This window comes from Seongchinamella unica, assembly GCF_004354085.1.
Classification (GTDB): Bacteria; Pseudomonadota; Gammaproteobacteria; order Pseudomonadales; family Halieaceae; genus Halioglobus; species Halioglobus unicus.
The window spans coordinates 703,329-725,491 of sequence record NZ_SMSE01000001.1 but is presented as its reverse complement, the minus strand read 5'-3'; the positions used below and the strand labels follow the sequence as shown (position 1 = coordinate 725,491).

The following is a 22,163-nucleotide window of genomic DNA, read 5'->3' as shown; positions in this document are numbered from 1 at the left end:
GCGTGCTGGATAGCGGAGTCGAATGTGGTGTGCGACCACATTTCCAGCCAGAGAAATATGTCTTTGTTTTCAGTCAGTTGCACGCGGTCGCCGGGTTTGGCAAACTGCAACTCTCCCCCCCGCATAGTGGTTGAGGTGGCAAGGCGACCGGAGGCCGAGTGCTGGTGAGCCCTGAGCGTTCACAGACCCGCAGTGTTCGGAACTCGCCACAATCACTTCTTGCCCTTTCCGTTACCTTTTGAACCGGAATCATTGGTCGCATTCTTTCCAACCGTTAACTCTACCGGCAATTTGGCGATGTTGCCTGCTGCGTCTGAAGCGACGGCCTCAATGACATGGATTCCGTTTCCTAATTTGCGGGTATTCCAATCATAAGTCAGTGCACCATTTACACTTGACGCCATAAGCTGCCCGTCGATATACAACTCGACACGGCTGAGTTCGACGTCGTCGTAGGCCTTGACGTCGATCGTCACTGTACGGCTGACGGTATCGCCATTTTTCGGGTTGATGATGTTCACCGTCGGTGGCACGGAATCTAAACTATCAACCGGGGCATTCTCAACCAGCACGGTGACTTCATTCGAATATCCTTCGTTTCCGGCCGCGTCATAGGCGCGAGCCGTGAGGATAGCAGGGCCGTCGGATACATGGGTGGTATCCCAGTCGACCTGGTAGGGCGCGGAATAGTCAACACCGATAAGTTGGCCATTGGCATACAGTGCCACTTCAGTGACGCCCACGTTGTCCTGAGCGGTGATATCCACCGGGACCACCCTGCTGACGGTGTTGTTATTGAAAGGAGAGTGAATGCTGAGAGATGGCGCTTCGTAGTCAGCCGGAACACCACCGATATCCAGCGTCATCTGCACTGCAGCGGCCGCATTGATGCGACCGTGACCGTAGTAGGGGTGCCAGTCGACACCGGCGACCAGGTCATCGGCGGACTGTTCCAGGATCGATTCCACCTCGTCGGGACTCAGGGAGGGGTTGATCCCCATGATGAGCGCCACCACCCCGGCGGTGGCGGGGCTGGCAAAAGATGTACCGGCAACGAAGTCGTAGCCGCCGCCAAGGGTTGTTGTCAGGATATCCACCCCGGGGGCAGCCACGTCGATATTGTCGCCATAGTTGGAAAAATCGGCCAGCACATCCTCCGGGCTTGTCGCCGACGCCACGATCAGCGCCGGGTTGTCATTCAATCCCGTGTCCCGGCCATTATTGCCCCCCGCTACCACGACCAGGCCACCCTTGCCGCGCATATATTTTGCCGCGCTGATGACCGTTGAACTGGTCGAGACCTGGTAGCTGATGTTGGCGACATCGGCGCCGTTGTCCGCGGCCCAGGTGAGGCCATTGGCGATGTCGCTGGTATAGGCGGCGCCGGTACCTGAATTGGAGACGCGTACCGGCAAAATGCTGGCGTGCCAGGCAATGCCTGCCACTCCGCGTCCGTTATTGGTTGCGGCGGCGGCGGTACCCGCCACCATGGTCCCGTGCCCCGCGATGTCCTCTGTATTGGTATTACCGCTGACTGAATTCCAGCCTGGCAGGAGTTTTATGCCCAGGTCCGGGTGTAAACTGTCGACGCCGCTGTCGAGCACGGCTATGGTGACACCGTTTGCTTTGGCGACATCCCAGGCGGCGGGCGCCTGCACCGTGGACAGGTGCCAGGCGTCGGCAAAGCGGGGATCGTCTGGAATGACCTCGGCCATCTGCACAAGACGGTCTTTTTCTGCGAAGGCGATGTTGCGGTTTTTCGACAGGGCCCTGGCGACCGCGCTCTCTGCGTTAACGGGTACTTCCACCACGTGGATATTGAGCTTGCGTAGCTTCCCCAGGGACTTACCGCCTTTGCGCTTGAGGATTTGCTTGAATTTTTTTTGCGATACATTGGCGCGGGGCTTGACGAGAATCTGCCCTTCCTTCCAGGAAACGATATCCTGCGGTCTGGCCTGGGCAATAGAGACCAAGGTTGCGGTGAATATCATCAGGGCGAGCGCGGCGGGCAAAGTACTGCCGAGCCAACTCAGCAAAATGCGCCTGAGTTTCTTTTCTGCTGTCATGACTTCCACTCCTACTATTCTCGTTATGTCCGGCAGGAACATCGGAATAGCGAGACCAAAGGAAGCACGCAGCAGGGGTTATGATCGCTTCCGGCGGTCCCGCTACCCTAGGTCAGATCCCTTAGGCCGGTGACTTTGCGTCCCTTTCTTTCGAAAGGTTTGCCTTTTTCAAAATTACCCTTGCAGTCTTTCAGGTTTCTTTTAACTTATTCTGAAATGTCTGGTAAACCTATTTCTGGACTTTTCTGATCATTTTTTGTGCGCAGCGATTGTAAATTTGTCATATGGAGCCCGAGGCCAAACGGCGGTTTGCTCGGGGCATTGGCACCAAACTTTCTGAATTGAGGTTGTTAGCTATCGCTATCGAGATCTCGTCCTTGAAGGAGTTTTCCAAATGACATCCCGTCCAATACCCACAACTGCGCTAGCCCTATCAATCGCTACACTGTTGTCCGGCTGCCAGGGCATGGGAGGCCTTTTTACAGGGGGGATTGATCCACAGTCTCTGCCCGACTGGAAATTGGGCGAGATTCAGAATACTTACAAGATCACATCACTGGCAGACTCGGGGCCGGGTTCCCTGCGCGAAGCCATTGCAAGCGCCAATGCATCACCCGGAGCCGACGAGATCGTGTTCGATAGCGATGATGGTTTATACGAGGAACCGCAAACAATATATCTGGAAAGTTCACTGCCGACAGTTACCGATAACCTGCGTATCAGCGGTTACATAGAGGGTATGTTGTGGAAGGCGAGTGGTGTAACCCTGCATGGCCAGAATCAATTTCGCGTCTTGCACATAAAGCGGGGCGTGACTGTAGAAATAGACAGTTTGACGATTGAGGCGGGAAAAGCGACCTCCGGTGGAGGAATAAAAAATCAGGGCAGGCTTGCGATAACGGGCTCAACACTGATTAACAATACGGCCTTACGCAACGGCGGGGCAGTTTACAACGGTGCTCTGCTTTACATTATTAACAGCACCCTTATTGATAACGCGGCGAACGGCAAAGGTGGCGGGCTATATAATGCCAGTGGACATGCTGTGGTAACCAATTCCACGTTGACATTAAATACCTCCAGGCATGGAGGCGCTGTATACAATCGGGCCAGCGCAGCCATCAGCAACAGCCTGTTGGTAGATAATATCGCTGAGCAAGATTGTTATTCTTCATCGGAAGTAAATAATCCACGAAATAAAAACATCATTGGCTCTAACTTTGGTTGTGGCATTCCATATATCCAGGACACTCCCGCTCTGGGGGACCTTAGCTACTACAATGGCCCAACGAAGACGGTGCCGATTACTGGCTTACATCCCGCGATAAACTGGGGGGACAATTCCCTGGCAATAGATCAGTATGGCAGCCTCTTGAGATGGGACCAACGTGGAGAGGGCGACCCCCGGTTTGCGGCGGGGCTCACTGATATCGGCGCCTTTGAATCCCAGCCAGTGATGCGGATGGAAATTGATTCGCTGGACCCGTCGGATAAGCGATGGTGCACAAAGTATGAGAGCGACTGCACCCTTAGTGGCGCCCTGGCTATCGCTTCACGCTCGAAGCGATTTTCGAGGGTGACTTTTTCCACGTCACTATTTGATGTCCCTCGTGAACTGGATCTGGTGGCAGACATCCCGCGCCTGGAGCACAAGGTGGTGCTGGACGCGTCAGGGACCGCGGGAATTTCCCTGAAGGCACTCAATAATACATCGCTCTGTGTTGACAGCGAGATGCTCGATCTCCGCAATGTCACGCTGATCTGTCGTTAATTTGTTCCAGAGTTAACTATAGCGCTTGAGCCACAACGGCAAAAAAAAAAGGCCGGTCATGGACCGGCCTTGAGTCGTTGCTGTTACCTCAGTCGCAGTCACCGAACTCGAAGGGTGAAGCGAACTCCTTACCGCCGTTGGGATCGGCGTGGGGAATCATCGTTCCATCGAGGTCAATGATGGCCTGGGAGTCTCCTGACTCGTTGTAATTATTGACCGGACCCGCCGCATCCTTGATGTCGCGGAAATTACCCGACTCCAGCGCATCGATCAGGTCCTGGATCAGCTGCGAGTCGATAGACGCGCCGTTGTCCAGCGCCACATTGAGTAGCGCGGCTGCCAGGATATCGGAGGAGCCGATTTGCGCGGAGCAGGACTTGTTCCGCTTGCCGCCATCCGACTCCCTGCTGGGATGCGCCCAGAAGATGCTGAACAGATCCTCACAGCTGCGAACCTGTTTCCAGCCCAGATCCAGATAGGGCGAGCCATCGTTCTCGGTCCACTCAAAGGTCAAGTCACCCAGGATATGGTCCTCAAGGACGTGGCAGGTGTAACCGTACTGAACACTTTCTACCCAGTCAGGCTCGACGAAGAGCTCGCCATCGCTGATATGGGACTTCCAGAAGCCCAGGGTGCGGGTGGCGCCGATATCGGTGACATCGCAGGTGGCGTCATCGGTACGCTCCAGTTCGTTTGGCAGGCCCTCTACAGCACTGATGGTGCCGAGACCGGTAGCCGTGCTGAGGAACTGTGTCCCGACGGTGTCTGCGAGGATTGAACCCTCGATCCTGTGACAACCGTCAGAGGGGTCGCCATTATCCAGTGAAACTTCTGTACAGACAGGATCATCCGCTCCGGTGGCGACGCCAAGGCTGAAGCTCAGCGGGCTGCCGACCAGGTCCGGATCAGTCAGCTCGATATCGAGCGCAACATCACCATGGTTCTCCAGGGTCACGTAGAAGCTGATGCTGGTGCCCAGGTCCGCAGGCTCTGACTGGCAGCTCTTATCGAGCGTATAGTCAGGATGCAGAACGGTTGCAGAATCGCTCGCGCTGGTATCGACGTCATTGCTGAAGCCGGTCGGATAGGACTCGATGCTGACCAGGTTATCCAGCGGCTCGGCATCACCCACCTGCACAGTGTAGTCGTAGGTAATGGTGCAGCTGCCCGTCGCATTGCTCAGTGAGGAGCCACAGTTGTCCACCAGGTTGCTTACGCCCGTATTGGTGGACCCGGTCAACAGGTTACCGGCGATGCTGTCGCTGATCTGGTCGAAGACCAGGTCCGGCGTATCGCTGGAGCTGTCGTTGGTGATGGTAATGGTGTAGCCAATGGTGTCGCCAACCTTGGAGATCTCGGCATCCGCCACCTTGGTGGCACTGATGTCCGGATCGAACAGATTGACCGACTCGTTGGCGCTGGTGTCCACGTCGTTGCTGAAGCCGGTCGGGTGGGTATCGATATCCACCGTATTGACCAGCGGGTCAGCGTCACCCGGTTGCACCGTGTAGTCGTAGGTGATCGTACAGCTGCCGGTCGCACTGCTCAGTGAGGCGCCACAGTTGTCCACCAGGTTGCTTACGCCCGTATTGGTGGACCCGGTCAACAGGTTACCGGCGATGCTGTCACTGATCGTATCGAAGACCAGGTCCGGCGTATCGCTGGAGCTGTCGTTGGTGATGGTAATGGTATAGCCGATGGTGTCACCGACCTTGGAGATTTCGGTATCAGCCACCTTGGTGGCACTGATGTCCGGAGCGAACAGGTTCAGCGTTTCATTGCTGGTGGAAGAGAAAGCCTGTCCTTCCAAAGTGCCACCGTCGTTCCCTTCGCGGTAGGTGAAGGTCACGGTATTATCGACGGGATCGGGATCGCCCGCTTGCACCGTGTAGTCGTAAGTAACCTCGCAGGTATCCATCGGGTCGAGTTGGGCGGCGAGGGCATTGCATCCCACGGGATTGGCTACCACATTCGATACGCCGGTATTCGGCGTGCCGCCACTCAGCAGGTCGCCTGCGATGCTGTCATCAATGCTCTCGAGATACAGCGGCGAAATGCCGGTATTCTCGACGCTGACCGTGTAGGTCACAGCGTCACCAATTTTCGACAGTTCGGAATCGACCGACTTGCTGGCCATTATTGAACAAGTATCAAACTCACCCAGCACGAAATCCTTCAATTGTGCATCCAGGGACGGGGAGGAGCGGGTTTCCGCGAGGAAGTTGGAGAAACACCCGGTCAGCCCCAGCGCAGTCAGGTTGGCACCGCCCTCGTAGAAGCTGCTGGGCGGGAAGGTACAATCGGTGGCATCGTACTCCTCAGCCGGATTATCGTTGCACGTGTCGTCGAACTTGGGATGGAATTTCCAGGGCGCGACTTCCGCCACCGTGTTAACGTTGCCGCACACATCCTGGCCGGGATAAATAGGCGGACCGGCTACCCCGTCTCGCGTCGGAGACGTGCCCGGGATTGCGAAGTCCACGAAGTCGCAGTCCGCCCCCTCCTCAAGGAGATTCAGCGGGCCGTCTGAGCCGCCGGCGCCAACCCATTCGTACACTTTCAGGTCGGCGATGGCGCCGCCCTGGTTGAACTCGGACAGGATCAGGATATTCCCGATGGTTTGGGTCGCGGGATTGCCGAGGTCATCGACAAAGGTGCCGTCACTGGCCTGGTTGATGGGTGCCTTGAAGAGCCAGAAGCCCAGGTCGGCCGCGCCGTTATTGGCCAGACGGTCCATACCGAAATAGATATAAATATCCTCAAAGTTGTTTTTTGGGTTTATGCAGTCGATACCAGTTGTGTCTGCCTCAGGGTCGTCACAAGCCGGCGGCAATTCTGGAGTTATTGAATTATCATCCTGACGATACAAAGCGGCAAAGGCATGCAGGATGTTGTCCTTGTCGGGGGTCGGCTTGGTGATCGTGTGCATCCACTGGGAGATGTCGTTCACGTCCTTGGAACCCCCGGTGGTGAACATGGAATCGTCAGTGCCATCGGGGTTGATATGGTCCACGATGATGCCGGTCGCCACCAGATAATCGCCTGGCGTTGCTGGAGGTACCGGGGCACCCGGTATGACGATCCCGGCGGGAGTGTTGAGCCCAAGGTCTGCGTAGATCGTTTCCCAATCATCATTGTCTGGGTCAAGTGGGTCACCAGGAGCGCCGGAGTCATTGATGACGGCATTGGTCGAGTCGCAAGGTGCCTCCTGCTGAGTAAAGAAATAGTCCTGACCCTGTTGGTCGGTTTTATCTTCACATGGCCCATTCAGGGTGTTCTCGGTTGCCCATTGCTCGGACAACTCGAACAGCTCGACCTCATCCGGGTGCAGCGCCCAAACCAGGGCGCCTGACAGCACCAGCCCAAACGCCGTCAGCGACAGCAGAACATGCTTTCTAATGAATCCCTTAACACTTTTCATGACCACTCCCCGAGAAAATCCACTTTTCCCTTGGCTAAGACGTAACGAAACAACCCAGCCCGCGAAAGGCCGGATTTTTCACCACATCGTTTACTGAAAGGCGCGTACCCGCCTGATCTATCCATTAACAAACTCTCAACGGAACTTGTTGTTTGTCTCTCTGGAAACGGGCGGATCTGGATGGCGTAGCTACCGCGTCCGATACAGAGGACCTGTATCTCGCTTTTCGGTAGCCTGGCTGACTGGGGTATCTAAGTTCCGAGGCTTTGCGTGTTTATTCATACATTCGGCTAGTATCATCCGAAGTAATCAAAACGTGCCCTTTCGAAGCAAGCTTCTTAGGTATAGCTCATATATTGCGAGGGGCAAGAAAGCATTTTCACTTGTAGCAGCAGGGTGGCATCGACCACCGGAACTCAGCCATTGGATTAAAGCTGCTTGTTAGAAACCCAAGCTATCTATTGGAAAGTGAACGGTTAATCTGCTTTTTATAAGTGCGAACAATCCACTGTAGCGGGTTCAGATTTTGTACAGTTAATGCGTTTTGATAACTTTTTGATTCATAGGGTGCTATTCATATAGACAATTAATCTATTGTTTTTTGCACGGTTATTCTCGTGCAGACACACCGCCGGGCCGAATCGGCGGGTAGAGTGATTATGGTTAAGTTTATTACTGTTATTTGAGGCCCGAGAGATCGACCCCTTTCAACTTGGCCTTGTATTCGTCTGTCACTCGGCGGGCGTCGGACTGGTTGGCGACCGCACTCGGGGTAATCATCACCACCAATTCGGTTTTGGCCTCGGAAATCCGGGTGGTTCGAAACAGGGCGCCGAGTCCAGGAATATCCTTCAGCAGCGGGATGCCGCTTTCTTCCTCCTCCTTACCCTCGCGAATAAGGCCGCCGAGGACGATGGTCTCGCGGCTCTGTACCGCGACACTGGTAGTAATTTCACGTTGCAGAATGGTGGGAGAGTCGATGTTCGAAGTCTGTGTTTCGTCGACATCATCCACGCGCTGGGTGATATCCAGCATCACCATGCCACCCGCGTTGACCCGTGGGGTCACCTCAAGGGTAACACCGGTATCCCGGTACTGAATCTGGCTGGTAATATTACTACCAATCCTGCCATCCGGGTCGACGAACGCGCTACTGGTATTCGTGGTCTCGGTGGTGCGGATCGGGACCTGGTCACCCACCCGGATGACGGCGGTGTGGTTGTCCAGCACCATAAGAGAGGGCGCTGAAAGCACATCCAGGCGTGAATCGCCAGCGACGGCGTTAAGTAGAGCGCGAGTACCAGCAGCGTCAAACAAGGCGTAGGTGAAATTTACGGGATCGTCCAGAACGCCTTCGAGGCCGTCCGAAACGTCGCCGCTGGCGGGTATGTTCAGACCACCGATTTCACTGTAATCACCTACGGAGCCGGTGAAGAACCACTGCAATCCGTACTCCAGGTTATCCCCGAGGGTGACCTCCACGATAGACGCTTCTATCAACACCTGCATGGGAAGCACATCGAGTTTCTCGATTGCTTTTTCCACTTCCAGATAATCAGTGGGCGTGGCGGAAATAAGCAGCGCGTTGGTTTCGGCATAGGCCAGGATGGATATTTCTCCCGTCGCCACCTTGGAAACTTTGACATTTTCCCGCAGCCCGCCATCGTCGCTCGCTTCCTCGGCGGCAGCCGGTGCGCTGGTTTCATTCGTCACCGACGCAGTGCGCCGTTTCTCCTCGAACAATTGGTTCAACAGGTCGGCGATATTCTCTGCTTTGCCGTTCTGGATGTAGTAGACGTACATGTTAACGCCCTGCAGATTCTCGGCCTGGTCAAGCCGGGTAATCCATGTTTCGACGTCGGCCAGGTACTTTTCCTGCGGCGAGATCACCATCAGTGCGTTGAGCCTCTCCATCACCGTAAAGCGCACCAGGCCAGCGAGAGGCCCTTCACCGGTATCTCCGAAGATGGTTTCCAACTCCTCCAACACGGTTGCGGCTTCCACGTTCTGCATTCGAAATATGCCCACCGACATTCCCGCCAGTTGATCGACGTCGAAGATAGAAATAGTGTCTCGCAGGTTGAACAGATCCGAGTGGGTGCCCGCCATAGTAAGCAAATTGCGGTACTCATCGACCTGCACGACCGACTTGGAAGACTTTACCGGCTCGAGGATTTTTGCCATCTCCTTCGCGCCGATGTAGCGCAGGGGGACAATCAGTACCTGATAACCCCTGTTTGCGCTCAAACGTGTCGTCGGGCTCAGCGCAGCGGGAATGCCGTCCCCCATCGGGACGATTTCGTATATGTCATGCGATTTCAGAATCGCCGCGTCGTTCATCCGCAACAGGTTATCCAGAATGGAAATCAGGGCGTCTCTGTGCACTGGCCGTGTGGTGCGCATGGAAACAGCGCCCTCCACGCCCCCCTCGATGGTGTAGTTGACGTCGAGGATATCGCCGAGAATGGAATGTACGACCTCGGTGATGGGTGCATTCTGAAAATTCAGGGTCACGTCCCCGGTCTCCTCCGACACACGCACCCGGGCGCCGTCGGAAGGGTTGATAACACTCCCCGTGCCCCGATGAATTTCCTTCAGGGGTACATCGGCGTTGGCGGTGCTGACCACCGGGTTGACCTTGAAGGATTCAGCAATTTCCCCGGTGGGCGCAGCGTCTTCGGGTTGCGCCATCGTAGTCTCCGGGGCCTGTTTCATGGATTCCGTGTTGGCACAGGAGAGCAGCAGGGGGCCCAGGAGAAGACAGCCAAGTAGTAGGTCGAAACGTCTCCCACTGCGCCCCCACTGCCCGGGAACCGCAACGGGCTTACCGCTCCAGGGGAATCGCCGGCGCATGCTTGTCTTTTTCATTCCTTTGACTCCTCCGACGTTGCCGCGGCTTCGTCGCTTTGTTCGCTGGCAGGTTCGCTCTGATCTGTGTCTGTATCTGTATCTGTGTCTGTGTCTGTGTCTGTGTCTGTACCTGTATCTGTATTGGGCGCGGGAGTCGGGTTGTCGGTCACCTTCAATCGGTAGACCTCGCGCTTCTCGTCGCTGACCAGGCTGATCTGCTCGGTATCGACCGCCTCCACCGTCCAGTTTTCAAGCTCCATACCCTCTTCAAGGCGCACCTGCCGAGTTCCCTCGACTTCACTAAAAATAGCGTAAGTTGATTCTCCCGCCTTAACAAGGCCCGTCAGTGCCCACTTTTCCGCCAGTTGGCCGCCACTGAGGACACCCATTTCCTGCCCACTCGCTTCGTCCGGCCTGCGCTTCCAACTGAAAAGGTTGCGCTCAACCGCTTCGAGAAACTGGTCGAGCGGCGGCAGGGCGTCGATCTCCAGCACATTCTGCGATAGCGAATCGCCGCGCGCGTCTCCTGAGTCCACATCGCCCAGGGCGCTCCAAAGTAACAGCGCCACTTCCAACAGCAGGATCGCCACCAGTACCACGATCAGCCAGCGGAACAACTTCAACCACGGATTATTCCGCGCTTCCACTTTGCACCTCCTCTGCCCCGGCGAGGTAACCGACGATATTCATGCGAAATTCCAGGCTGGGAGGGTTTCCGCGCGTTTGGGCGCGACGCAACTCCTGCGAGGAAATGGAGCGGCTGCTGGAACTGCTCAGGTCCAGTTCATCGACAAAGATCACTGGCCGCGCCGACTCGATCCGGTGCAGTAGCTGCACCAGGTTGCCCACCTCGCCGCGTACCTGCAGTTGCAGGCCGATGGCCGTGGTGGAATCGATCGCTTCGGCCTCATACTCCCGGCTGCTGATCAACTCGCCACCGCTCTCGCGCACTGCGTCGGCGACAACTTCCCGCAGGTTGGCCGATGCGATCGACGCCTTGCTCCCGGGGAGGAACAGATCGCCGGTTTCGGTGCCGTCTATGCGGGCGAGTTCCTCGTCGATCCTTTCCTCATTGCCCAGCAGGTACTCATACTGCGCTAGTTGGTGCCGCTTAATCGACAGTTCCTTTGAACTCTCGGCATAGTACCGCCACAGCGGTACCAACAGGTAGAGCACCAGGAAGAGCAGCAACAGGAGCAGCAGCCCCACTGCCGTGAGTCGGCTCATGCCGGGGGACAGTGCACTCACGGTGCCATCTCCGCCAGGTCCACCTCTATCTCGTATCTTTCACTGCCAGTCCTGGGGTTGGAGGTAATAGGCGACCTGAACTGCACATCCCGAAAGTAGTCCGACTGTTCCAGCAAGCCGATCAGGTCCGAAGCCTTGTCGGACTCGCCGCTCAGCACCAATTTCTTACGTTCCATATGCAGGCGGGAGACCCAGGTATTGTCTGGAAGAACCCGGGTAAGCGCCAACAGAAGCTCCAGTTTGCCGGGGGCTTCGTTCTTGCGGGCGGCGATAGCCTGGCGGGCCAGCAGTTGGCTCAGAACCAGGCCACGCTTCTCTGCCACACGGTCGGCATCGGCCCGCTTTTGCTCGATTTCCGGTTGTATGCTGCCGATACTGCGCTCGTAATACCAGGCCGGCAATGCCAGCGTCGCGACGGCGAGCACCATTGCCAATAGAAACGCCCGCCAGACCTCCCGGTTCCAGTAAGGCTCCGCCGGAGCCCTCTGCGCTTCGGGCAGCAGGTTAAGGGTCGCATCGTCGCGAGTTCCGGTCGCCGAGGGGGGAAGCACGGCTTCCGGTGCCAGGCCCAGTGCCGACAAGCGATCCAGATAGGGCGCCAGTTGCTGGCGGGAGATGACATACAGCTCGACTGCCAGTTTCTCCTCTTCGGGATGGCGCTGTAGAACCCGGTAGCCGAATAGCGCGTCACCCTTGCCGAAGGGCATCAGCCGGTCAATTTCAAAACGCAACACCGTCGGCAGATTGGCCTCGACCGTCAATGGCAGATAGGCCTCCCGTTCCAGGAAGGCTTCAGCCGGGGGCGCCAGCTGCACTTGTGGCCTGAGGGTCAGGTGCTCTCCCAATTGGCGGGCGAAGGCCTGCAGTTCATCTGGTGATGCCTGCAGAAGGTCGATCTCACCGAGCGTCTGTTCATCCTGACCCGTGCGCAGGACGAAGCGGCTTGCCCCCGAGACTGCCTGTACTCGCAAAATGGCGGTGCCCGTGGCGAAAAAATCGATCAAAGGTTTAGGCGCAAGCGCTGACAGTTCAGCCAGCCACCAGTGCCATGCCGCTTTCAGTTGCTGCATTCCCTGCTGTCTCTCGATTATTTCCATAAATCCCCAGCTAGCCCTCGCGATACCCGGTATCAAACACCATTTTGAGCGGATCCTGTCCGGCACCTCTGTGCAGATAGGGCGACCACTCCAGTGTCTGGATCAGGGCAGTGGAGCGGGAACGTCGCAAGCGGATTGTGGTAGTAAGGCCGCCGTACTGTCCACGCGCTGTCCGTCCTAATGCCTTCAGATTATAGGTGACGCCTCTGGCCCGCGTCAGGAAGCGGCGATCGACGGCGGGTGGATCCGGGGGCGGCAGGCCGTCGGCATGATTGCGCCGTCGCTGCTCGATATAGTCCTCCAGGCTGAAAACGGACTCGTTGGATATCGCCATTAGCACCGGTAGGGCGGCTACTTCAGGATTCACACCGCGCTGGCGCGAATAGAGGGTAACGTGGGGGCGCAGCTTCTCGAAGATCACCTCGTCCATCCCGAGCACCTTGCGGAGCTCTCCGATATCGGTGAAATCGGCGTCCTTGGCGTCCCAGGGCAATCCTGCCGACGCGTAATCGTCATCCTCAGCCCCGTTCAGGTGCCTGAGGCTGTCCGGGTCCCTGAAATCGACAATCGCGTCTGCGAGGGCGTCGGCGAGAGAGGGGTCAACATCGAGGCTGTATAACAAGCGCGCCAGCATCGATTGTTCAGACTGGTTGATATCGACCTTGCCACTTTCGTCAGTTACTTCCAGGACGACCTGGCCCCCGGGGAGTTCCAGCCTGAGTATCTCCCCGTCTGCCAGTAGCCGGTCGGTGGGGCTGATTTCCAACAGGTTGGCGAAAACGAGCTGTACCGCCCCTTCCGCGAGATATCTCGCCTGTGCGCCGCCGACCAGAGCAGCCATACCCTGCACTGACATGCGATTAGACCATGCCAGGGCGCTGGCAATGACAGACATCAGCACCAGCAGCCACAGGGCTGAGATGAGGGCGAAGCCACGTGGCGATCCCCTGTTCACGTCACTGTACTCCCTCAAAACGCAACTGCTGGAAATAGAACCGGGGGCTGACGGCCAGTTCGGACTGGTTAATTTCCTCGCCCCGGGAATCGGTCTCGGCCAATAGCAAGCGCATCACCCGCGGAGGCCAGTTGCCCGGCTCCCAGTCTTTTCGCCAGCCGCCGATATCCTGGTCATTCTCCTCGGCATAATACTCGACATTGAGTAGCCGCAGAGACTCGTCTACCATCAGGGTTTCCGGTGTGGCGTCCTCGATAATGAGGCCGGCAACCGGATCGTAATCAACGACCTGATCACTGTCATACGGCAGATACTCGAGTACCAGGCCCTCTCGCGCCGAATCCGTTCCAACCCGGTTCCTGAGAGTCCACCAATACAGCCCGCCGTCGTTTACGAACGCAGGATAGGGCGCGACAAAATATATGGCTTGCCCGGTACCCATGAAGGAGACTCTGCGCCCTTTGGTGACATATTGGAAGTGCGTGAAACGCATGCTCGAAAGAATGCGGCGTAAAAACTGGTCCACCATGAAGTTGTGTTCGGCCACGTCCTGGTGTTCCGTGGATCGGTCCCAGGCGTTCACCGTCGCCCGCAGCGCACCCGCAAGGAGCACGGCGATCAATGTCATCAGCAGCAGGGCGACCTGCAGTTCCACCAGGGTAAAACCGCGGGCTTCGGAACAACTCGCGAGGGAATTGCGGCGGATCACGGTTCATCCTCCAACCGGATGGTCTGGAGCTCAAGATCTCGATCGGTCGCCTGCCCCCAGCTCACGGTGACCGTCAGGAGATAGGATTGCTGACCCAGCTCAGCTGCGCTGACAAGGCGATCACCGGCGAGTGGGCTGTCCGCAGGTGGCCTGTAATGCTGCACCCTGGTTTTCCAGTGATAGAGATCGTCCACCGTTCCGCTTCTGCCACCTTGGGTACCGATGCGGGCTGACAGCAGTGCCATCTGCGTCTCAGCGATCTGCAGCGCCCGATAATAATCGGCAGACAGCCGGGTACCCCGTGCCACCGAGGAAAACACCTGATAGAGCACCGTGAGGGATATGCTTAGAACGGCGAGTGTCACCACAACCTCGAGCAGAGTAAAACCCCTAGCCCTGTCAGGATGCCGGTGCATTGATGGCCTCCTCACTTGCAGCCTGTGCCACCTCCCCGGTCATCCAGTTGACTGCCACCTTGCGCTGACCAGCCAGACCTCTGAGTGTGATCACCCCGCCGCTTGCACTGCCGTCGGGGAAAAATCGAATCGACGGTCGGGTGCCTATAGTTTTTGCGCTGCCCGCTCCGGCTTGTAGTGAGAGCTCGATACCTTGCGGCAGTTTTATGTCCTCCTCACCCGGCCTGATCGCATAGCCACTGCCATCCTCGGCTGACTCAACAGTATAGATGCGACTCTCGCCCAGGGCCTTTGAACGGGTGGCTCTCAGGTGGGTGATCAACTTGCGGCTTTCCGCTTTCAGGCTGGTCGATTGATTGGGGTCGGATAGGCGCGCTGCGGTCACTCCCGCCACCAACCCCAGAATAGCAATCACCACCAGCAGCTCCATGAGACTGAAGCCGGCGGCCATCGCCCTGTGCCCACGCTTTCGAGACACCATTACCCGGTTCCTAAACCGGCATCTGGTTGATGCCCATGATCGCACTCAGGATCGAAATCACGATCCCCCCGATCACCACGGCGAGGCCCAGGATCATCACCGGTTCCAGCACCGACAGCATGCGCTGGGTGGCGGTGGCCACCTCGGCGTCGTAGATGTCGGCCACCTTCAGCAGCATCTGGTCCAGTTTGCCGGTTTCCTCGCCCACCTGGATCATCTGCAGGGCGAACTCCGGGAACACCCCGGTGGCCATCAGCGGCTCGGCCAGGCCGGCGCCCTCCTGCAGGCTGGCGGTGGCCTCGGCCAGGCGCTGGGCCAGCAGGCGGTTCTGCAGGCTTTCACGGGCGATACCCAGGGCGGTGAGCAGCGGCACGCCGCCGCGCAGCAGGGTGCCCAGGCTGCGGCTGAGTCTGGCCATCTCCACCTTGGCCACCAGGTCGCCCACCAGCGGCAGCGACAGCACCCGGGTGTCCCAGCCCAGGCGCCAGGCCTCATCCTGGCTCTTGCTTCTTATATAGAGGAGCAGCGCGATCAGCAGGGCGAAGAACAGCCAGGCATACTGGCTGAAAAATTCGGCGGTGCCGAGGATGAAGGCGGTGGAGGCGGGCAGGTCGGCGTCCATGTCGGCGAACATTTCCGCAAATTCCGGCAGCACGTAAATGAAGATCACCGCCAGCGAGGCCGCCGTGACCATCACCAGGATAACGGGGTACACCAGGGCCGACTTCAGTTGCTCTTTCAGCGCCTGGGCTTTCTCCAGGTGGTCGGACAGGTCCTGCAGGCTGGCTGCCATATCGCCGGAATATTCCGCCGAGCGCACGAAGTTGATGTAAAAATCGGAAAAGTGTTCGGGGAATTCCGCCAGGGCTTTCGACAGCGCGTCGCCGCCGCGCACCGCTTCCTGAATCCGGGTCACCAGCTCCACCAGCGGCGGCAGCCGGGATACGGAGTGAATGATCTCCAGGGCGCGGTCCAGGGGCAGGCCGGCGCCGATCAGCACCGCCAGCTGGCGGGTAAGGTCGACGATGTCGGCATGCTTGAGTGATTTGCGGGTAGCAAAGCCCAGGCGGGACTCGTTGGCGGCCCCGGCCGCGGGGCCGCTGGCCACGTTCATCACCATCAGCCCCATGGTCTGGATGCGCGCCACCGCCTCCTGCTCGGAGCTCGCGGTAATGGTGCCGGAGCGGGTCTCTCCCTGGGGCGTCACCGCCTGGTAGCTGAACACGGCCATGTCAGTTTTCCTGGGTTACCCGCACCACTTCCTCTATGGTGGTGAGGCCCTGTACGGCTTTCATGCAGCCGTCCTCGAACATGGTGAGCATGCCGTCGTCGCGGGCGGCGCGCTCGATCTTGCCGGCGCCGGCATGCTGCAGCACCAGCTCACGAATGGTCTCGCTGATCTGCAGCATTTCGACAATGGCGATTCGGCCGCGGTAGCCGGTGCCCGAGCAGGACTCGCAGCCTTTAGGGTGGTACAGCTGCACCAGGTCCCGCGGAGCATAGCGATTGAGCTCAAACTCGCGCATCTGGCCGTCACTGGGCGTGTAGGCCTGCCGGCACTCGTGGCACAGCAGGCGCACCAGGCGCTGGGCCATGGCCATATTCACCGTGGAGTTGAGCAGGTAGTCCTCCACGCCCATTTCCAGCAGGCGGGTAATACTGCTGGCGGCGTCGTTGGTGTGCAGGGTGGAGAGCACCAGGTGGCCGGTCAGCGCCGATTGCACGCAGATCTTGGCGGTTTCCAGGTCGCGCATCTCGCCCACCATGATCACGTCCGGGTCCTGGCGCACAATGGAGCGCAGGGTGCCGGCGAAGGTGAGGCCGATGGCGGGATTGACCTGGGTCTGGTTGATGCCCTCGAGGTTGTACTCCACCGGGTCTTCCACGGTGATCACCTTGCGTTCCTCGGTATTGAGGGCGTGCAGGGCGGTGTACAGGGTGGTGGTCTTGCCGCTGCCGGTGGGTCCGGTGACCACCACCATGCCGTGGGGCATGGCCAGGGCATCCTGCATCTGTTTCTTCTGGTGCTCACTGAAGCCCAGGCTGTCGAAGTCCAGGGACACCGCCTCGCGGTGCAACAGGCGCATCACCACGCTTTCACCGAACATGGTCGGCATGGTGGAAACGCGAATATCCAGTTCGTCGCCGTGTACGCGTACATTGATGCGCCCGTCCTGGGGCAGGCGTCGCTCGGCGATGTCCAGGCCCGCCATGATCTTTACCCGGGAGATGATGGCCGGTGCCATGTTCAGCGCCGGCGAGGAGTCGTCGCGCAGTACGCCGTCCACCCGGCTGCGAATCTTCAGTTGGGTTTCGAAGGGCTCGATGTGGATGTCGGAAGCGCGGTAGTCCACGGCGCGCTGGATCATCTGGTTCACCAGCCGTATCACCGGCGCCTCGCTGGCCAGGTCCCGCAGCTTTTCCACATCCTGGTCGGAAATGTTATCCAGGTCGGTGCCCGTGGCCTCGTCCGCTGAACCCTGCTGCCCGTACAGGTGCTGCAGCGCCTGCTGCAGGTCTGCGCGCACTGCCACGCAGGGCGTGACCCGGGCGCCGCTGGCCATCGCCACCGCGCGAATCGCAAAGGCCTGGGTTGGGTCCGCCATCGCCAGTTTCAGGTTACCGTTGTCGCGCTCCAGGGGCAGGATGACCTGGTCGATGAGGAAGCGCGGGGAGATCGCCTCGCCGGCGGCGTTGTCCTCGGGGAAATCGGTGGCCTTGACCAGCTCCAGGTCCAGGGTGGCGGCCAGGGCCTCGGCCATGGCCTTCTCCGACACCATGCCCAGCCGGCACAGCAGGGAGGGCAGTGATTCGGGCTCGATCTGCTCCGCGTGCACCCGCCGGGCGCGGGCGAAGTCCATTTCCTTGACCGCATTGGCTGCCATAAGCTGTTTTTTCAGCGCTTTCTCGAAGGCATCTTCGTCGAACGGGGGTGAATCTTCTTTAATCGTGTCAGATTGCATCAACGCCTGCTTATGCTCAATTGGTCTATGGGAAGTATTGACCATAAACAAGAAGCGTCAAGCGGCGCACCGCAGCCCGGTTTCGGGCCGGTGCGCGTTGACATCCCCCGGGGGTGGTCCCCCGGGTTTGCTCAGCGACGCCGGGTGTGGATCACCAGGTTGCCGCCGCCCAGATCGGTGAGCTGGTTGCTGTCGTCGGGCTCACCCGGCTGGTTGTCGTACAGGGGGTTGCCCGGATCCGCCGGATCCCAGATCTTCATGCGAACCGCATCCGGTTCGCGGCTCTTGCCGCTGTCGATGACGGTGAACAGGAAGGCGTACTCGCCCTGGCGATCGACGGTGCCGGTGCCAGCCACCTGGGCCCAATTGCCATCGATGATCATCCAGTGCAGGGCGGTGGAATGGAAGTTGAAAACCCGGCCGTTGAACTGGATGTTACCGGTGAGCTGGCCATTGCCCCGCTGGTACTTCGACACCATGCCGAAGTTGATTTTTCTGCCTTCCAGGCGCATGTCCTGCGGGTAGGCGTCCTCGGGGGAGCGGAACCAGCCGCCGCCGGTGAGGTGCCCGCTCGGGTCGTAGACAAGCAATGGCTGCGCCGCGCTGCCGGTATCGCTTTCCCCGGCGGCATCGGTGATGGTGCAGCTGACAGTGTAGGCCCCGGCCGCAGCGTACTGGTGTGAGCCGGTCGCGGTGTAGCCATCGACTATACCGGCGCTGGTTGTGCCGTCACCCCAGTCCCATTCGGCATGGTGGCTGTCGCCGCTATCCGGGTCGCTGAACAGGCACTCGGCCTCCGCGGCAGCACCTACCGCGGCCGGTTCTGCCGGCAGCCGCACCTCGTCTACCATCGGCCCGGTGTTATCCGAGAGTGTCACCGTGCGCACCTGCGTTGTTGGATCGCCGCAATTGCTGGTGTCGGTGGCCACCACGGTAATCATGTTTTCCCCGTCCTCGAGTTCCACCACGGTGCTGAAGCTGTACTCTCCGGGGTTACCGGTGGGCACCAGCACCACCGGGTCGCCATTGACGGTGACGCTGGCCACGTCCACGTCGTCGCTGACGGTACCGGCGACCTCGATGCTGCTCTCGGAGGTGCTTGCGCCATCCGCCGGGGTCCAGTCGAGGACCGGTGGGCCGCCGTCGTTGTAAACCGTGCGGGTGTCACTGCCGGTCTTGTCGGAGGTGTCGGTGGCGATGGTTTCGATCTCGTTGGGGCCGGGGTCCAGGGGAATGGTGGCACTGAAGTCGGTGGACAGGGTGCCCTCGCCGCCCGCCGGGTCCAGGGTGGCGATTTCCCCGTTCACGGTCACACTCACCACGCCGACATCGTCGGTGGCGGTGCCGGTGACGGTGACTTCGTCGCCGGCCAGGCAGGCCTCCGACTCGGGGCTGGTGACTGCGACCTGCGGGCCGCCGATATCGATGATCACGTCGGAACCGCCCACAACCTCCAGGTTGAAGGTGCCGAAGCTGGTCAGCGAACCGTCCACCAGGGCGAAGGCCTCAACCCCCTCGCACAGACCCTGGGGCGCGAGCATGGCGACGCTGCCAACCTCGACGTCGACCTGGTTGGAGAAGGCCTGCTGCAGGAAATAGGAGTACAGCGGCGTGCCGTCTTCTTCGGCCTCGGTGCAGGTGCCACCCAGGAGACGGGGTTGGCTCATGGTTCCACCACCGGCAATGGTGAAGTTCACCGTGACGCTGCCGAAGCGGTAGTCGAAGTTGCGGTTTTCAGTCGCGCCACACTGCGCAAACGTAACCGGGTTCTCCTGTGGCATCACCGAGGCGTCGTAGAGGTAGAGCCGTGTATTCAGATACCCATCCTCGTGACTGTCGGGCCGGATCAGGCGCAGATCGAAGTAGTTCGAACGCCAGGCGCCGGTGCTGAGAATCGCATCGTAACTGGTGTCGCCGGTCAGCAGGCGCTCGATGCCCTGGCCGGACTGGGTCTCCGGGGCGGCGCCAAAGAACCTGAGCGTGCTGGTGCTCAGGTCGTCGGGCGATGCGGAGCCTCTGACAATGAAGTCGCCGTTAAGGTAGGTCTGGCAGGCGCTGATGTCCACAGTGTCGAGGTCTCCCGCCTCGATGACCGGCCTGCGGGAGGGGCTGAACGCCGGGTCCGGGAACGAGAACTGGTCGTCGTTATCATTGAGGTAGGCCCAGGCGTACATGTAGTAGGTGCCGAGGGAAAGCTCCGGGAGGGAATAGCTTTCGGGGTTGTTCGGGTCATCAACGATCCAGGTGCGGCGCGTGGGGCTGTTGGTGTAAACGTAGAACCTGTTCGGTGCCACCTCGCCGCTGAACTCGATCTCCCCTCCGACGCTGCCAATTTCCGGCGTGTCGACCTCGTAGTTGCAGCTCTGGCTTTCACCGGCAGCGACGGTCACGACCTGGTTGGGGAGGTTGATGCGGGCACCGGAAGTCAGGTACAGGAAGCCTGAGCACCTGAGTTCACCCGGGGACACCGGAAAGGCAAAGGGAACCGTGTTTCTGTCGCTGTCGTCGGCGCGCTGGAGGGTATAGTGGCTGTAGCCGTTGATGACCGTCGGATTGGCGTAAATGTAGTAATAATCTATTTCACCGTCACCATTGAGTACCACGTTGCCATTGATGTAGCCCGGCTGGTCAAGGATGAAGTCCACGGTCTGCGTTTCACTTTCCACCGCGGTAACCTCCACGAAGGGAAAGATGAAATAATCCGTGTTCTGTGGGTGTTCCGGGTCAGTGGTGTAGGCGAACTGCACCCGTGTGTCGTATGTGGGGGTCGTGCCCTGGGGTACGTTGACCGTCAGGCTGTAGGCAGCGGTGACCACATTGGGCGACAGTGTTTGCAGGGCGCTGTCATCGGCGTTGAAAGCCTGCATGCGCAGGAAAGTGATGACCTCGTCGCCGATTCTCACATTGCCCGCGATCGTGCCCGGCACCAGCACCACGTCGGAGCGCAGCGCGAGCGACGTTCCCAGCAGGAATGTCATCAGGATCAGTTTTGCGGGAAGCTGTATGTTGCGGACGGGAAGGACAGGTTTCATGGTAGACCCCTTCTTGTGCCGGATTCGGGCCGCAGTACTGCCGGTGCGGCAAGGAAGCGTTCCAGCCTGGTGTCGGGGCGAACTAATACCGCCGCGGATGCGGAAAAGCCGTGGCCTCGACATGGGGCTGGCCACAGGCGGGGGAAGCAGTGCACCGGATTTTCCAGTTTGTTTTAACGCCTTCCCCGGCCCTTGGTGCTCTTGTGTCTAAACTTAGTACAGATTTTGCAAACCTGTAGAAACTGTAAGGTTATTTTTTATATCGCTTTTTCATATACAGGTAGTGTTTTTAGGCGAGCAAATCCGGCAGGGGGCTGGGGCCCTGACGAATATTGGCGGCTTTTGTTGTTATCGCGGGCCCGATATCCGCGCTTTGCTTTCTACTCCAGCGAACAGGCGCCTATCCTGCTGATGTGACTGTAGGGGAGTTCGGACTCGGCGTGCCACTGGTTGAATGCGGCCTGTACCAGTTTCATCTCCCGCTGGGTGTTGGGGGTGTCCGAAATGTCGACACCCGCCTGGCGTAAACAGCGGACCACGTCGCCGGTCACCACAAAGGTGTCCTTGCCCATATTCCGCAGTACCCGCTGCCCGCTCATGCCACCCAGTCGGCTGCCGCCCTTTTTCATATGCTGGAACAGCCCGATCAGATCGTCCTCCGGCCAGCGGCTGACGAACTTGCCGAAGCTGCCGTGTTCCTTGCTCACCTCGAGGATGTACCGGGCGTTGGCCTGGATGCTGAGCACCTTCTGCCGGTTGCGGATAATGCGGGGGTTCTGGGCGAAGCGATCGATCTGGTCCGGGCTCAGCATCAGGATTTTCTCCGGCGGGAAGCCGAAAAACACATCCTCGAAGTCGTCCCACTTGTTGTCCACCACCCGCCAGACGAAGCCGGCCTGGAAGATGCAGCGGGTCATCTGGGCCAGCCAGCGATCGTTTTTGCTGGCGGCCAGGGCGCGGGGGCTGCGCACTGTCGGCATCAGTCCGGCGAGGGCCGCCTCGCCGCCCTGGCGCTCGCAGGCCCGGTCATAGATTGCGGCAAATTTATCCATGGCAGGCAGTGTAATGGATGGCGCGGGGTCGGCCAACTGTGGCGGCGCTGTGCTATAACAGGATTTCCTCCAACTGGTTAAGAAGAACGCTTCATGTCCGAA

15 protein-coding genes and 1 riboswitch are annotated in these 22,163 nt (G+C 59.0%); of the genes, 1 reads left to right on the top strand and 14 read right to left on the bottom strand.

Annotation, left to right across the window (positions count from 1 at the left end; translation table 11 throughout):
- Positions 1–212: 212 nt before the first annotated feature.
- The gene (locus E2F43_RS03135) at positions 213–2,066 is read right to left on the bottom strand and encodes a S8 family serine peptidase (protein WP_238946722.1); all 1,854 of its coding nucleotides are present in this window, start codon (positions 2,064–2,066) and stop codon (positions 213–215) included.
- An 89-nt stretch (positions 2,067–2,155) separates the two neighbouring features.
- Positions 2,156–2,240: riboswitch (cyclic di-GMP riboswitch) on the bottom strand.
- Positions 2,241–2,460: 220 nt separating this feature from the next.
- On the opposite strand from E2F43_RS03135, the gene E2F43_RS03130 reads away from it, so the two are divergent.
- Positions 2,461–3,837 (top strand): right-handed parallel beta-helix repeat-containing protein, encoded by a 1,377-nt coding sequence (locus tag E2F43_RS03130; RefSeq protein ID WP_133209448.1) that lies wholly within the window; start codon positions 2,461–2,463, stop codon positions 3,835–3,837.
- An 88-nt stretch (positions 3,838–3,925) separates the two neighbouring features.
- On the opposite strand, the gene E2F43_RS03125 is transcribed toward E2F43_RS03130, so the two are convergent.
- From E2F43_RS03125 to E2F43_RS03065, 13 genes are all read right to left on the bottom strand, one after another.
- Complete coding sequence (locus E2F43_RS03125) at positions 3,926–7,258, bottom strand: hypothetical protein (RefSeq protein ID WP_133209446.1); 3,333 nt, start codon at positions 7,256–7,258, stop codon at positions 3,926–3,928.
- A gap of 678 nt (positions 7,259–7,936) precedes the next feature.
- Positions 7,937–9,949: a type II secretion system secretin GspD gene (gene gspD, locus E2F43_RS03120; RefSeq protein WP_165954173.1), complete on the bottom strand. Its 2,013-nt coding sequence runs from the start codon at positions 9,947–9,949 to the stop codon at positions 7,937–7,939.
- Positions 9,950–10,122: 173 nt separating this feature from the next.
- On the bottom strand, positions 10,123–10,755 hold the full coding sequence (locus E2F43_RS03115; protein WP_133209442.1) for a hypothetical protein: 633 nt from the start codon (positions 10,753–10,755) through the stop codon (positions 10,123–10,125).
- Complete coding sequence (gspM, locus tag E2F43_RS03110) at positions 10,739–11,356, bottom strand: type II secretion system protein GspM (protein WP_133209440.1); 618 nt, start codon at positions 11,354–11,356, stop codon at positions 10,739–10,741. The genes E2F43_RS03115 and gspM overlap by 17 nt, the downstream gene beginning before the upstream one ends.
- Entirely contained in the window at positions 11,353–12,426 is a 1,074-nt protein-coding gene (locus E2F43_RS03105) for a PilN domain-containing protein (RefSeq protein ID WP_165954172.1), read from the bottom strand. Before E2F43_RS03105 ends, gspM begins: the two co-directional genes overlap by 4 nt.
- A 37-nt stretch (positions 12,427–12,463) precedes the next feature.
- Positions 12,464–13,408 carry a type II secretion system minor pseudopilin gene (locus tag E2F43_RS03100; RefSeq protein WP_133209436.1) on the bottom strand — a complete coding sequence of 315 codons (945 nt, stop codon included), beginning with the start codon at positions 13,406–13,408 and terminating at the stop codon, positions 12,464–12,466.
- Position 13,409: 1 nt separating this feature from the next.
- Positions 13,410–14,117: a hypothetical protein gene (locus E2F43_RS03095; protein ID WP_133209434.1), complete on the bottom strand. Its 708-nt coding sequence runs from the start codon at positions 14,115–14,117 to the stop codon at positions 13,410–13,412.
- Positions 14,114–14,533, bottom strand: a complete 420-nt coding sequence (locus E2F43_RS03090; protein WP_133209432.1) for a PulJ/GspJ family protein — start codon at positions 14,531–14,533, stop codon at positions 14,114–14,116. Before E2F43_RS03090 ends, E2F43_RS03095 begins: the two co-directional genes overlap by 4 nt.
- A complete protein-coding gene (locus E2F43_RS03085; protein ID WP_133209430.1) occupies positions 14,517–15,014 on the bottom strand; it encodes a GspH/FimT family pseudopilin in 498 nt (165 codons plus the stop codon). The genes E2F43_RS03090 and E2F43_RS03085 overlap by 17 nt, the downstream gene beginning before the upstream one ends.
- 10 nt (positions 15,015–15,024) lie before the next feature.
- Positions 15,025–16,245 carry a type II secretion system F family protein gene (locus E2F43_RS03080; protein WP_133209428.1) on the bottom strand — a complete coding sequence of 407 codons (1,221 nt, stop codon included), beginning with the start codon at positions 16,243–16,245 and terminating at the stop codon, positions 15,025–15,027.
- A gap of 1 nt (position 16,246) precedes the next feature.
- Positions 16,247–17,977 carry a type II secretion system ATPase GspE gene (gene gspE, locus E2F43_RS03075; protein WP_133209426.1) on the bottom strand — a complete coding sequence of 577 codons (1,731 nt, stop codon included), beginning with the start codon at positions 17,975–17,977 and terminating at the stop codon, positions 16,247–16,249.
- A 131-nt stretch (positions 17,978–18,108) separates the two neighbouring features.
- Positions 18,109–21,009 carry a PKD domain-containing protein gene (locus tag E2F43_RS03070; protein ID WP_133209424.1) on the bottom strand — a complete coding sequence of 967 codons (2,901 nt, stop codon included), beginning with the start codon at positions 21,007–21,009 and terminating at the stop codon, positions 18,109–18,111.
- A gap of 380 nt (positions 21,010–21,389) precedes the next feature.
- Positions 21,390–22,061: a DNA-3-methyladenine glycosylase I gene (locus E2F43_RS03065; RefSeq protein ID WP_133209422.1), complete on the bottom strand. Its 672-nt coding sequence runs from the start codon at positions 22,059–22,061 to the stop codon at positions 21,390–21,392.
- Positions 22,062–22,163: the final 102 nt, after the last annotated feature.

Excerpts from the sequence above, each read along its gene's own strand:
- E2F43_RS03135 (WP_238946722.1), bottom strand. The coding sequence starts at position 2,066 with ATGACAGCAGAAAAGAAACTCAGGCGCATTTTGCTGAGTTGGCTCGGC.
- E2F43_RS03130 (WP_133209448.1), top strand. The coding sequence starts at position 2,461 with ATGACATCCCGTCCAATACCCACAACTGCGCTAGCCCTATCAATCGCT.
- E2F43_RS03125 (WP_133209446.1), bottom strand. The coding sequence starts at position 7,258 with ATGAAAAGTGTTAAGGGATTCATTAGAAAGCATGTTCTGCTGTCGCTG.
- gspD (WP_165954173.1), bottom strand. The coding sequence starts at position 9,949 with ATGGCGCAACCCGAAGACGCTGCGCCCACCGGGGAAATTGCTGAATCC.
- E2F43_RS03105 (WP_165954172.1), bottom strand. The coding sequence starts at position 12,426 with ATGCAGCAACTGAAAGCGGCATGGCACTGGTGGCTGGCTGAACTGTCA.
- E2F43_RS03090 (WP_133209432.1), bottom strand. The coding sequence starts at position 14,533 with ATGCACCGGCATCCTGACAGGGCTAGGGGTTTTACTCTGCTCGAGGTT.
- E2F43_RS03085 (WP_133209430.1), bottom strand. The coding sequence starts at position 15,014 with ATGGTGTCTCGAAAGCGTGGGCACAGGGCGATGGCCGCCGGCTTCAGT.
- E2F43_RS03080 (WP_133209428.1), bottom strand. The coding sequence starts at position 16,245 with ATGGCCGTGTTCAGCTACCAGGCGGTGACGCCCCAGGGAGAGACCCGC.
- gspE (WP_133209426.1), bottom strand. The coding sequence starts at position 17,977 with ATGCAATCTGACACGATTAAAGAAGATTCACCCCCGTTCGACGAAGAT.
- E2F43_RS03070 (WP_133209424.1), bottom strand. The coding sequence starts at position 21,009 with ATGAAACCTGTCCTTCCCGTCCGCAACATACAGCTTCCCGCAAAACTG.
- E2F43_RS03065 (WP_133209422.1), bottom strand. The coding sequence starts at position 22,061 with ATGGATAAATTTGCCGCAATCTATGACCGGGCCTGCGAGCGCCAGGGC.